The sequence below is a fragment of the Kangiella profundi genome (genome assembly GCF_002838765.1).
In the GTDB taxonomy this organism is placed as follows: domain Bacteria; phylum Pseudomonadota; class Gammaproteobacteria; order Enterobacterales; family Kangiellaceae; genus Kangiella; species Kangiella profundi.
In genome coordinates, this window is sequence record NZ_CP025120.1 from 830,622 (window position 1) to 842,924 (window position 12,303).

The following is a 12,303-nucleotide window of genomic DNA, read 5'->3' on the forward strand; positions in this document are numbered from 1 at the left end:
GTGATGCTCAGAATATTTTCAATTTTATTAATTCTCTATTTTTCATCTCAAAGCTCTTTTGCTGAGGAAAATGACTTTAATCCTATTGTGGAACAGGATGGTAAATGGGTTATTGTATATATTCCAAATCACTACCAAGATGAAAAACTTCATTATGTACATCTAACTCTTAATGATAACGATGGTGAGCGTCTTCTTGTAGCTCAATTGCATACCTCAGAGGCAGTCGACTACGTTGCTGAGCCTGAGCTATATTCTATGGTGGTCTTTCTTGCTCCTGACAAGTCTAAACTTAAACATGTCAACCTTTCCATATCCTATAAGCAGGTAGTCGAAGGTGGGTTTATGGGGTGCGAAACCACAAAAGAAATTAATTTGTTAGATATTCTTTAAAGTAGAATTATCGCAAGTTCTATTGTGTGCCAAGTCTATGAACCGGCCTCGTTACGACATTATTAGATTTTCGGTTTCTCTATCCGGTCAATTAAATCTAAAATTTCTTTTATGACCATGTCTGGTTCATCACGTTGAGGAAAGTGATAACTTTTATCGGTCAGTACAGCTTTTCCCTGAGGAAAGGACTCAGCCCATTCTTGGTGTAATTGTCCCCATTTTTCTCGAGCTTCATCAGTGAAAAATAACAGTGGCGGCTCATCGTAAGTTTTAATTGAAGCAATGACAGTAACCGGTATGTCCGGAATTTGAGGATAGTCTGGCAAAGGTCGTTTAGCCCAAAAGTCTAAGTATTGATTGGACATTCCATGTTTCATGTCATCAAGTTTCACTTGGGCAATTTCTCTTTCTGCAAGCTCAAGATCGATACTTCGCATGATATCAACATCATGTTCCGAAGCCGGTTCAATAAGCATTAATGCGGAGACTCTTTCCGGGTATTTTGCGGCAAATACACGAGCTATATATGCCCCATAAGAATGGGCGACATAAACAACCTTGTCATCAATATTTAACGCATTGAGCAAAGCTAACGCTTCTGCTGCGTACTCTTCAGAGCTGTAGTTCTTTTGGATAGGTGATGAGTTGCCATTACCTAATCTGGAGTAACGAAGCACTTTTGCGTGTTTTGTCAAACTGGAATAAATGGGATCCCAGTCATCAAGCCCAGCGGACCCTCCCGCTTCTAATAGGATGGTATAGGTGCCTGTACCTGACAGCTGATACTCCATATCGTATCCCGATATATTAACGGTTTTGTTAGATAAAGCGGGAAAGGCAATAAGTACTGAGAATATAGCTATTATAAACTTCAAGTGTGCAACCTTTTGAGTAGTGAAACGAAGTAATAGATGGGAGACTATCTCTTTTAAAGTGCCATTTAAGCGCTTTAACCTTTCAAGGTGAATATTCAACTTGTGTAAAAGTGGCAGTCAGATTTTTACTGTTAATGTATTCCTTACATTTGACAATCATTTGATATTCTAATTGTTACCCTTGCTCCTGTCATAACAGGAGGATTAGTAATGAACATGAAAAAATCGTTTTTTTATAGCTGTTGGCTCTTAGCATTAATGTTGTTAGGGATTAGTAGCAGTGTATTTTCTAGCAACCATGAGACAAAGCGGGTACTGATCGTAGTTAGCAGTCATGGCCTCAATAATGGTCAAGAACAGCCAGGATTTGAGTTTGATGAGTTGTCCAAAGCTTACTTTGAGTTTGTTAATGCTGGTATTGCTGTTGATATTGCCAGCCCGAAAGGAGGTTCAGTAGAGGCAGACAAGTACAACCCTGAAGAAAGTTACAATAAGCGTTTCCTGGAAGATAATGAGGCTATGATAAAGCTTAATAACAGTCTTCCAATCGCTGATATAACCAGCGATGAATACGAGGGAATTTTTATTGTTGGGGGTAAAGGGGCCATGTTTGATTTCCACAATAACAAGGCGTTGCAGAGTTCCATCGCAGATATTTATCAAAGCGGCGGAGTGGTTGCCGCTGTGTGTCATGGCCCGGCAGCACTGGTCAATGTCACTCTTGATAACGGTGATTATCTTGTGGATGGCAAGGCGGTAAATGGCTTTACCAACACCGAGGAGAAACTGTTTGGGAAAAAATGGGCGGCTCAATTTGAGTTTATGTTAGAAAATAGACTTCAAGAGCGTGGTGGGAAATTTGAAAGTAGCCCTATGATGTTGAGTCATGTTGCGATTGATGGACGATTGATTACCGGTCAAAATCCAACATCTACAGTTGATACTGCACGTGCAATGATTAAGGCGATGGGGGCTAAGCCTGGTCCTCTGGAAGACTATCAAGATGATAAAACATTGGGTTTGGTCGCAGATATTCTTAAGAATGCTGATTCTGGTGTGAAAAAATACCGTGCTAATGAGTCAGAGTACAAAACTGAGTTAATCGGTATGTATGGCTATTACAACTTAATGGTTGCTGAAACTGATGAGTCCATCCAACAATCATTAACTTTGATGAAGCTGGCACAGGAGAAGATGAAGCACCCGCAACTTGGTCTGGCCATTGCTCAGGCTCATCAAAAGTTAAACAATGTTGAACAGGCGAAATTGGTATTGAAGCAAATGGTTAAGCTCCATCCTGATTTGGAGGAAGCCAAAGCCATGTTAGAGTCTCTGTAACTGTTGCTTATATACTATAAATTGTATGACGTAGTCGCTCCAATAAATTTTGGGGTGACTGTTAAAAATTGGGTACCCGATGATTGAGCATTGCAAACCACTAAAGCTTTTATTGATTGAAGATCACCGTGATCTGGCAAAGAATATTGGCGACTTTTTTGAGCAGTTAGGGTATATCATGGACTTTGCAGAGACTGGAACTAGAGGGATAAATTTATCCTTGAGTAATTATTATGATGTCATAATTTTGGACTTGATGCTTCCTGGGATGGATGGTTTGCAGGTTTGTCAGCAGTTAAGACATGAGGCTAAGCGTCATATCCCTGTGCTAATGTTAACTGCCAGAGATACCTTGCAGGATAAAGTTACAGGATTTCAGCATGGTGCAGATGACTATCTTACCAAGCCGTTTGCACTGGAAGAGTTACACATGCGTTGTCTTGCGTTAAGCAAGCGGAATCAACTACACAAAAGCCATATTATCACCTTAGGTGAGCTGACTATTGATACGCAACAACAATTGGTGACTCGGCAAAACATACCGATAGAACTTAACACAATGAGTTATAGAATTTTGGTACTATTGGCTGAGGCTCATCCAAGAGTGGTAACTCGAAGCGAGCTCTCCGAAAAATTATGGGGAGACGATATAACCGAGTCCGACTCATTGCGGTCGCATATATATTATTTACGTCAAGCATTAGATAAACCCTTCGAAAAGGCACTTATAAGAACCGTTCATGGTGTCGGTTTTGCTTTAAACCACTAAATCAATGGATAGATCCTGATGCCAGCAAACTCATTTCACAGTTTAAAATCTAAGATTGCAAAACATTTCGTTCTGCTTTCGCTGATGCTTTCTATCACATTCAGCGCCGTGGTTTTTTTCACGCTGTTTATTATCGAAGATAGTTATTTTGAGTTACGACTGGAAGAAGAAGCTGCATTTCTACATAAGTCTTATGAACGGACTGGAGAGTGGCCAGAGCCACGGGTTAATTATATGGAGCTTTTTCAAACGCGAACTGAGTTTCCGGAAGATATTCGAGCAATTGCTATCGAAGAACCTTTTCGAATTGAAATTCCCGGTGAAGACAATCGTTACTATCATATTCTTCCCTTTAACCAGCAAGCAGGACCCTATCTGGTAGCAGAGGTAGGTAGCTTGTTAATAGTTCGTGCAAAACGAGAGTCTTTTTTCTGGTTGCTCGGCATCATTTCACTGTTGATGATTTTGATTGCAAGCTTGATAGGGTGGCGATTATCAAAGCGGGCCATATCACCACTATCTGATCTGGCTCAACAGGTTTCATCAGTGTCGCCTGACAACTTGACGCAACCGCTTGCTTCGAATTATCCGTCCAATGAGATTGGCCTGTTGGCGACTGCGTTAGATGAAGCGCATGCCCGATTAGCAAGGTTTGTAGAGCGAGAACAACATTTTACGCGAGATGCCAGCCATGAGTTACGGACACCACTAACCATTATAAAAAATGCCACTGAATTACTGGCACAGAAAAATAATCAGTTCAGTTCACAACAACTGCTTCTTATTTCTCGGATTGAGGCTGCCTGTCATCAAATGGAGCAAACTATAACCTTGCTGTTGGCCTTCTCTCGAGAGCAAATGAAATCTAACCAGAGCTCTGCTAACTTATTGGCGATTGTGGAAAAAGTAATTGTTCAGCTGGCCGAAGTTTATAACCTTGAATCGATAGAATTGGATATTGATGTGGCTGCTAACGTTGAGTGGAATATCGATACACTCCCCATCCATATATTGCTGACTAATTTGTTAAGCAATGCTTTCCAGCATGCAAATGCAACAAAGGTTTCGATATGGTCAGATGGCAACTGCTTGATTATTGAAGATAATGGTGTCGGTTTTTCTCCAGAGATAAAAGGCTCTGCGACTCAGGTTCTGAGTAAGGGAGAGAAGAGTGATGGTTATGGTATTGGACTATCGTTAGTTGCCAGACTTTGTGAGCACTTAAATATTCAATTAACCATCGAGCACCAGGACTGTGGTACCCGAATCAGTTTAATTCCTGTCAGAAAAAGTATCACTGAGTAGCTACTATTTGATCACTTTAATGGCCAACGCATGAATATCCGTTTCCATCATATCGCCTAAAGCATCATAAATTGCTCGATGCTGCTGTAGCATACGTTTTCCCTCCAATGCTTCACTTTGAATAACAACAGTAAAGTGGCCTTTGCCTTCTTTGGCACCAGCATGGCCAATGTGTTTATGGCTGTCGTCAATGATTTCCAATTGTGTTGGTTGTAGGGCGTCTTGAATTAATTGCTGCATGCGTTCAAGGCGTTGTGAGTTATCCATCATAATCTCCAAAAATTCTTTAATTACTTAAGGTAATACTTTTTTATAGGGTTTGACGATAACCGATTGGTAAACACCTGCCTCAATATAGGGATCGGCATCGGCCCAGGCTTGAGCATCTTCAAGCGATTCAAACTCTGCAACGATCATGCTGCCGGTGAAACCTGCTTCGCCGGGATCTTCTGCATCAATAGCAGGGCAGGGGCCCGCCAGTATCAGACGGCCTTCACTTTTAAGTGCCTGTAATCGCTCAACGTGAGCAGGGCGAGCCTGTGCGCGAAGTGGCAATGAGTTTTCTACGTCTTGTGAAAAGATGACATACAACATAATTTATTCCTGCGAGTCATTTTTGGTTGAGTCGGTTTTATGCGGCTCTTCAAGGTTCACATGCTCTTTAAGCATGATAATACTGATGATAAACAGCAAAAAGGTTGAAACAAAGAGTCCAATAATTTTAAACCAGAACCAGACATCGGTACTGAAGGTGTAGGCGATATAGAGATTTAAAAATGCGAATCCTGTCAGGTATGAAATCCATAACCAGTTAATTTTAGCCAGCAGGCTTTGCGGCGCTGTATCTTTTAGCACATTATTGGTTTTGAGCAGATCCTGAATGATGTACTTTTTACTGAATAGCTGTCTAAACAGGATGAATAATGCGCCAGCCCAAAGAATAATGCTGGTTTTCCACTTGATGAAATTTTCGTCATCAAAGTAGTAGGCTGAAGCTACTAACAGAACGCCAAGTATGAAGTAGGCGATGTGACTTTTTTTAATCGGTTGTTTGGCGAAAACGCTGGTCAATATTTGTACTAATGACCCGGCGCTCCAAATTGCAGCGGCCAGTATCAGGTTTTTTGTAATCAGATAGACTGCAATAAAGGCTACCAGCGGATAATTTTCTTTCAAAAAGGTCATAGTGGGCTCCAAAAAAGTGCCCGCCAAGTTTACCTGAATGCAAAAGATAGGCAAACTGGTAACAGATTCAATAGTGGTATTCATTCGTGTTAAGAGACTTACATAATCATACTCATGCATCTGACGGTAGTCTGACGCCATTAGAGCTCGTCGAGCTCGCAGTAGAGCGTGGCGTCGATGAGCTGGCAATTACTGATCACGACTCTGTAGCTGGTGTTTTGGCTTTACGAGAGCAGCCTCAGGATTTCGACCTCAAGATTATTGAAGGTGTCGAGATCTCCGCGGGGTGGGGCAAGCATACCCTGCATATAGTGGGTTTAAACATTGACCCAGAGCATGTTGGCTTAGACTCTTTCTTGAAGTTACAGCAGCAAAAGCGTCATACCCGAGCGCTGGAAATGGCTCATAAGATGCAAAAAGCTGGTGTGGAGGAGGCAGTTACAGATGTCGAAACCATGCTGCAGGAACAGAACATGGTCTGCCGAACTCATTTGGCTCAATACCTATTGGATAAAGGTATGGTCAATAATTTTGCTAACGCTTTTAAAAAGTATCTGGCAAAAGGAGGGAAGGCTTTCGTCAAAGATGACTGGTTTGAACTGGAAGACGCGATTGCCATTATTAAGCAGGCAGGAGGCGTTCCGGTACTGGCCCACCCCACGCGCTACAAGATGGGCTCAAACCAATTGCATGAGCTGATTCAGGCTTTTCAGCGAATGGGCGGGGAAGCGATAGAGGTGTGTTATCCTAATATACATCCAGGCAAGAAAAACCTATTGGCAAACTGGGTGCAAAAGTATAATCTGCTTGCCTCACAGGGTTCAGACTTCCACTCGCCGGATAAGCCCTGGGCCTTACTAGGGAAGTTTCCACCAATGCCTGATAATGTCACACCTGTATGGACAGCGTGGCAGTAAACGAACAACTAAAAGATAAATTATGACGCAACTGATTGAAATACATCCCGAAAACCCACAACCACGGTTAGTTAGCCAGATCGTAGCCATCATTCGTAATGGCGGTGTTGTCGTTTATCCGACCGACTCAGGTTATGCGCTGGGATGTCATATAGGCGACAAAAAAGCTCTGGATCGAATTCGTCAGATACGCGATCTGGAAAAGAATCATAACTTTACTTTGGTCTGTCGTGATTTATCAGAGCTTGCCTTCTATGCTCGAGTTGATAACACCGCATTTCGACTGATTAAAAATAACACACCGGGGCCATACACTTTTATCCTGCGCGCAACCGCGGAGGTGCCCAACCGCCTCAAGCATCCTAAAAAGAAAACCATCGGTATTCGTGTACCTGACAACGCTATTGCCCAGGCAATTCTTGAAGCTCTTGGAGAACCAATGATGAATACCAGTTTGATTCTACCGGACCAGGATGAAGGCTCAGTATTAGCTCCTCATGAAATTTTCGATGAGCTGGATGGTCGCGTTGATGCCGTTATAGATGGAGGTTATTGTGGCCATGAAGAAACTACTGTTGTGGACATGACTAGTGGTTATCCTGAAATCATCCGCTATGGCGCAGGTGATGCGGGGGTTTTTGAGTAGTATAGCGATTTATTATGCATGGCCTTTTATGATGATCTCGTTATAATGGGCAGTCTTATTATTTTTACTATTTCGACATAATTATAAGGGTATTTCTTTGAGTTCTATTACTGTTGGCCAGAAGCGCGTTCTATCGGGAATGCGTCCTACCGGCCCTTTGCATTTGGGACATTATCACGGGGTTTTAAAGAATTGGGCACAGATGCAGCATGAGTATGAGTGCTTTTTCATGGTTGCCGACTGGCACGCCCTGACCACCAATTATGATGATACGGCTCGCATAGAAGAATATGTGTGGGATACGGTTCTTGATTGGTTGGCTGCGGGAATCAGCCCTACAGCGGCGACTATTTTCGTGCAGTCCAAAGTCCCTGAGCATGCTGAATTACATTTATTATTGTCGATGGTTACGCCTCTAGGATGGCTGGAGCGTGTCCCAACCTATAAAGAGCAGCAGGAAAAGTTACAAAACAAAGACTTATCCACTTACGGCTTTTTGGGTTATCCATTATTGCAGGCAGCCGATATTCTGGTTTACCGCGCAGGTAATGTGCCTGTAGGCGCGGATCAGGTTCCGCATGTTGAAATGACTCGTGAAGCAGCTCGTCGGTTCAATCATTTTTATGGCAAAGAGCCTGGTTTTGAAGAAAAAGTCACTGAAGCCATCAAAAAGATGGGTAAGAAAAACGCAAAGCTTTACAACAGCTTGCGCAAGAAATTCCAACAGGAAGGTGACCAGTCTGCACTAGAAACTGCTCAGGCATTGGTGGAGTCGCAGGCGAATATTTCCATTAACGACCGTGAGCGACTCTATGGTTATCTCGATGGCGAAGGTAAGATAATTCTTCCTGAACCGCAGGCGCTATTAACTCCTGTATCAAAAATGCCGGGGCTGGATGGACAAAAAATGTCCAAGTCTTACGGCAATGCGATTGCCATGCGCGAGCCGCGTGAATCGGTTGAAAAGAAAATTAAGACCATGCCGACTGACCCGGCTCGAGTACGTCGTACTGATCCAGGTAACCCCGAAAACTGCCCGGTGTGGGAATTCCACAAAATTTACTCTTCAGACGAAGTCAAAGAGTGGGTACAGAAAGGGTGCACCAGTGCAGGTATTGGCTGCGTTGACTGTAAAGGGCCTGTGATTGATGCAGTATGTGCCGAGCAGCAAGTTTTTGTTGAGCGTGCTAAGGAATACCAGGAAAGTCCTGAAATTGTGCGTAATATCGTATCTGAAGGGTCTGAGCGTGCGCGAGATGTAGCGCGAGAAACTATGGACGATGTGCGTCAGGCGATGGGACTTTCCTATAAATAATCTATAATGTGGTCATTATGAGCGAACCAACCAGCGAACAGCATACGAATGCTAATGAGCATTCACCAGAAGCCGGGCATCTCCAGGAAGAGATGCCTTTTGCGCTGGTTGATGGCCAACAGGTCGAGGATTTTCCTAAAGATCTCTACATTCCACCAGATGCGCTGGAAGTCTTTCTAGAAGCTTTTGAAGGGCCGCTCGATTTATTGCTATATCTCATCAAACGTCAAAACCTCGATATTCTGAATATTCCGATTGCTCATATCACTGAGCAGTACATGGAGTATGTTGAGCTAATGAAGGTACTGCACCTCGAATTAGCTGCAGAATATCTCGTTATGGCAGCGATGTTGGCTGAGATTAAAAGTCGTGTGCTATTGCCCCGTCCCAAAGATGAGGATGAAGACGAAGATGATCCTCGTGCTGATCTGATACGTCGATTGCAGGAATATGAGCAGTTTAAGCAAGCGGCTGAGGACATTGATGAATTACCTCGTATGGGGCGTGATAACTTTGCTGTCAGCGCTAAAAAGCCAGAGCTCAATATTGTCAGACCTGATCCAGATGTCGAGATGAAGGAGCTGCTGCTGGCTTTACGTGATGTTTTGCGTCGTGCAGAAATGTTTTCCAGCCACCATATTCAGTTTGAAGCTCTCTCTGTCAGAGAAAAAATGGGGCATGTTCTTGAGCGTCTTTCAGCGCAGAGCTTCTGTGATTTTTCACAACTGTTTAATGTTGAAGAAGGTCGCATGGGTGTGGTGGTGACTTTCCTGGCCATTATGGAATTGGCCAAAGAATCATTATTAGAAATTATACAAACCGAAGGTTATGGCCCTATTCACGTAAGAGCTAAGATTAGTTCTGGTGTTGAAGGGGATGATGACTCTGAATCGGTTGAGGACAAGTTGGCTGATATTGAGCCAACGGTCGATTAACTGGATTGATTGGCAGTGGGTATGAATCAAGAAAAAATCGTTCGCATTATTGAAGCTTCGCTTCTAGCAGCTGGTAGCTCCTTGTCTAAAGATAAGATTATGGAGCTGTTTGCAGAAGATGAAAAAATCAAACCGGAGCAAATTAAGAATGCTCTCGAGCAACTACAGCAGGAAGCTGAAGGGCGCGGTATTGAACTGGTTGAAGTGGCCAGTGGCTATCGTTACCAGGCCCGTCAGGAATATGCAGAGTGGATTGCCCGCTTATGGGAAGAACGTCCAGCTCGATATTCACGAGCTTTGCTTGAAACCCTGGCTTTAATTGCCTACCGTCAGCCGACGACGCGTAGTGACATTGAGCAGGTTCGTGGTGTTAGCGTTAGTTCTTCTATTATCAAGACTCTGCTTGAACGTGAATGGATTCGAGTCGTAGGCCATCGCGATGTTCCCGGTAAACCTGCTCTTTATGCAACAACAAAAGGTTTCTTGGATTACTTTAATCTCAAAAGTCTTGATGAGTTGCCTTCCTTATCCGAGCTTAAAGATTTGGATAATCTTAATCCAGAGTTGAAATTTGATGGTGATGATGCAGAAATACCTAGCAACAATGCTGAGAGTTCACCGATTGAAGATAACTCAGAAGACACTACCACTGAAGATCCAAATCCTGAGACCGTTGGACCAGAATCTGTCTCACCAGAAACAGTCGATCCCGATTCAAGCGAGGAAGGTTACGAAGGTATTGAAGAAGCGGATGATACATTTACTGAGGATGGCCACGCAGAAGGGATAGAGTCAGTAGAAGACCTTCAGTCTGAGTTTGATGGGACTGAGATTGATGGCACTGAGACAAACTCAGAGTCAGTTGAGGGCATTGGCTATGAGGATGACTATCAAGATGACGACCAGGCCGACAGCTTCAATGACGAACTCGAAGATGAGAGTTTGGACACAGATTCGGAACAAAAATCAACTTATTCGATCCATTAATTAGGCTAATTGATAATTGGATCTAGGTTTTTCATATTTCTAAAAATTATAATGGACCCAAGTTTTACAGCCAGTTTCAAAAATGTTAGTGGCTATGTAAATCAAGTCGGGGGTAACATTGAACATCATAAATAGATTGCGCACTTTGGTAGATCATCGCCAGATTGGTGGATTAGGGCGCAGTGACGATTCGGATAATCAACAAGTTTTAAAGCAAGCTGCGGACGGAAGTTTAACCGTTGAACGTCGCACTCGACGTCGTCGTAACGCTGCTCCAGGTAGTAAAATCCTGGTCATTGATGACTCTAAAACCATTCAGGTTACCCTTCGCAAAATGCTTCTTCAGAACCACTACGATGTCTATCCAGCATTGGATGCAGAGAAAGGCCTTGAAATAGCACTTCGTGAAAAGCCCGATTTAATTTTCTTAGATATCGTACTCCCGGGAATCAATGGCTTTGCTGCGTTACGTCAATTACGCAAAGATCCTCGTACCCGAGATATCCCAGTCATCATGATCAGTGGCAACGTTCAGGCTACTGAAACCTACTACGCAGAACGCATCGGTGCTGATGACTTTATGCGCAAACCTTTCAATCGTCTTGAAGTCTTTAAACGAATAGAACGGCTGCTAGATGAAGATTGCGTGTTAAGACGCACAGGATTTAGAGCCAAAGCCGCTGTTTAAGCGGCTTTTTTATTATACCCTGCATCATATTTCCTCATATCCCTCGACTGATACCTCTATAGCCCTTAAAATGCGGCTATATTCTTGAAGCGGTAACATCATGTCTGAAAAACTACAGAAAATTCTTGCTAATGCTGGCTTAGGTTCACGTCGTGAAATTGAAAAGTGGATTGAGGGTGGCCGTGTTAGCGTTAATGGCTCAATTGCTAAGTTGGGTGAGCGTGCTACAGACAAGGATACGATTCGAGTCGATGGCCGCATTATAAATATCAAATCATCCGAAGAAACCTATACCCGTGTTCTGGCTTACAATAAGCCCCTTGGTGAAGTGTCAACCAAGAAGGATCCTGAAGGTCGACCTACGGTTTTCGATAATTTACCAAAAACCAGTTTTGGTCGCTGGATTAGCATCGGTCGACTTGATATCAATACCACAGGTCTTTTACTGTTTACTAACAATGGTGAGCTTGCACATCGTTTGATGCATCCTTCGTATCAGGTAGAGCGTAAATATGCTGTACGTGTTCATGGCGAAGTGACTCCTGAAATGATCAACAACCTCAAGAAGGGTGTATTGATTGAAGGTGATGTGTGCCAATTTACCTATGTGCAGGAAAAAGGTGGTGAAGGTGCTAATACCTGGTACGAAGTTGGTTTAGCGGAAGGTAAGAATCGTGAGGTCCGCAAACTATGGGAATCGCAGGGTCTGGAGGTTTCTCGGCTAATGCGTATTCAATATGGACCTATCAATTTGCCACAACGCCTTAGTCGTGGGCGTTGGATTGACCTAGACGAACAGGAAATCAGAGATTTAGCAAAATTGGTTCAGCTAGAAGTTACTCCTCGACGCGCGCAGCCAGAAGTGAAAAAGCGCCAACAGAAGAACGTCTGGAAGAAGCGATAATTTATTTCCTTCCTTGCTGCTATCAGCAGTTGAGCTTGTATCATAA

The 12,303-nt window shown here is 43.2% G+C and carries 15 protein-coding genes; 11 read left to right on the top strand and 4 right to left on the bottom strand.

Annotation, left to right across the window (positions count from 1 at the left end):
- Nucleotides 1–3: 3 nt before the first annotated feature.
- Nucleotides 4–393 carry a hypothetical protein gene (locus CW740_RS03985; protein WP_106646327.1) on the top strand — a complete coding sequence of 130 codons (390 nt, stop codon included), beginning with the start codon at nucleotides 4–6 and terminating at the stop codon, nucleotides 391–393.
- 62 nt (nucleotides 394–455) lie between these two features.
- Here CW740_RS03985 and CW740_RS03990 read toward each other — a convergent pair whose 3' ends face one another.
- The gene (locus CW740_RS03990; RefSeq protein WP_106646328.1) at nucleotides 456–1,268 is read right to left on the bottom strand and encodes an alpha/beta fold hydrolase; all 813 of its coding nucleotides are present in this window, start codon (nucleotides 1,266–1,268) and stop codon (nucleotides 456–458) included.
- Nucleotides 1,269–1,484: 216 nt separating this feature from the next.
- Between CW740_RS03990 and CW740_RS03995 the strand changes: the two genes are divergently transcribed.
- The 3 genes from CW740_RS03995 (at nucleotide 1,485) to CW740_RS04005 (ending at nucleotide 4,680) form a co-directional block, all read left to right on the top strand.
- On the top strand, nucleotides 1,485–2,606 hold the full coding sequence (locus CW740_RS03995; RefSeq protein WP_106648007.1) for a type 1 glutamine amidotransferase domain-containing protein: 1,122 nt from the start codon (nucleotides 1,485–1,487) through the stop codon (nucleotides 2,604–2,606).
- A 79-nt stretch (nucleotides 2,607–2,685) separates the two neighbouring features.
- Nucleotides 2,686–3,375 carry a response regulator transcription factor gene (locus CW740_RS04000; protein WP_106646329.1) on the top strand — a complete coding sequence of 230 codons (690 nt, stop codon included), beginning with the start codon at nucleotides 2,686–2,688 and terminating at the stop codon, nucleotides 3,373–3,375.
- Nucleotides 3,376–3,393: 18 nt separating this feature from the next.
- Nucleotides 3,394–4,680: a sensor histidine kinase gene (locus CW740_RS04005; protein WP_106646330.1), complete on the top strand. Its 1,287-nt coding sequence runs from the start codon at nucleotides 3,394–3,396 to the stop codon at nucleotides 4,678–4,680.
- A gap of 3 nt (nucleotides 4,681–4,683) precedes the next feature.
- On the opposite strand, the gene CW740_RS04010 is transcribed toward CW740_RS04005, so the two are convergent.
- The 3 genes from CW740_RS04010 to CW740_RS04020 are packed head-to-tail and all read right to left on the bottom strand — an operon-like array spanning nucleotide 4,684 to nucleotide 5,865.
- Complete coding sequence (locus CW740_RS04010; RefSeq protein ID WP_106646331.1) at nucleotides 4,684–4,947, bottom strand: BolA family protein; 264 nt, start codon at nucleotides 4,945–4,947, stop codon at nucleotides 4,684–4,686.
- 27 nt (nucleotides 4,948–4,974) lie between these two features.
- Complete coding sequence (locus tag CW740_RS04015; protein WP_106646332.1) at nucleotides 4,975–5,274, bottom strand: YciI family protein; 300 nt, start codon at nucleotides 5,272–5,274, stop codon at nucleotides 4,975–4,977.
- A gap of 3 nt (nucleotides 5,275–5,277) precedes the next feature.
- Nucleotides 5,278–5,865, bottom strand: a complete 588-nt coding sequence (locus tag CW740_RS04020; protein WP_227523893.1) for an inner membrane-spanning protein YciB — start codon at nucleotides 5,863–5,865, stop codon at nucleotides 5,278–5,280.
- Between the two features lie 86 nt (nucleotides 5,866–5,951).
- Between CW740_RS04020 and CW740_RS04025 the strand changes: the two genes are divergently transcribed.
- The 7 genes from CW740_RS04025 to rluB all read left to right on the top strand — a co-directional run bounded on the left by CW740_RS04025 (nucleotide 5,952) and on the right by rluB (nucleotide 12,257).
- Nucleotides 5,952–6,782, top strand: coding sequence for a PHP domain-containing protein (locus CW740_RS04025; protein ID WP_106646334.1), 831 nt, complete (start codon nucleotides 5,952–5,954; stop codon nucleotides 6,780–6,782).
- 22 nt (nucleotides 6,783–6,804) lie between these two features.
- Nucleotides 6,805–7,428, top strand: a complete 624-nt coding sequence (locus CW740_RS04030; protein WP_106646335.1) for an L-threonylcarbamoyladenylate synthase — start codon at nucleotides 6,805–6,807, stop codon at nucleotides 7,426–7,428.
- 139 nt (nucleotides 7,429–7,567) lie between these two features.
- Nucleotides 7,568–8,743 carry a tryptophan--tRNA ligase gene (locus CW740_RS04035; RefSeq protein ID WP_373286467.1) on the top strand — a complete coding sequence of 392 codons (1,176 nt, stop codon included), beginning with the start codon at nucleotides 7,568–7,570 and terminating at the stop codon, nucleotides 8,741–8,743.
- Nucleotides 8,744–8,760: 17 nt separating this feature from the next.
- On the top strand, nucleotides 8,761–9,678 hold the full coding sequence (locus CW740_RS04040; RefSeq protein WP_106648010.1) for a segregation and condensation protein A: 918 nt from the start codon (nucleotides 8,761–8,763) through the stop codon (nucleotides 9,676–9,678).
- Between the two features lie 21 nt (nucleotides 9,679–9,699).
- Entirely contained in the window at nucleotides 9,700–10,665 is a 966-nt protein-coding gene (scpB, locus tag CW740_RS04045) for an SMC-Scp complex subunit ScpB (RefSeq protein WP_106646337.1), read from the top strand.
- Between the two features lie 118 nt (nucleotides 10,666–10,783).
- Nucleotides 10,784–11,353: a response regulator gene (locus CW740_RS04050; RefSeq protein WP_026309382.1), complete on the top strand. Its 570-nt coding sequence runs from the start codon at nucleotides 10,784–10,786 to the stop codon at nucleotides 11,351–11,353.
- Nucleotides 11,354–11,453: 100 nt separating this feature from the next.
- Nucleotides 11,454–12,257 (top strand): 23S rRNA pseudouridine(2605) synthase RluB, encoded by an 804-nt coding sequence (gene rluB / locus CW740_RS04055; protein ID WP_106646338.1) that lies wholly within the window; start codon nucleotides 11,454–11,456, stop codon nucleotides 12,255–12,257.
- The last annotated feature ends 46 nt before the right edge of the window (nucleotides 12,258–12,303 follow it).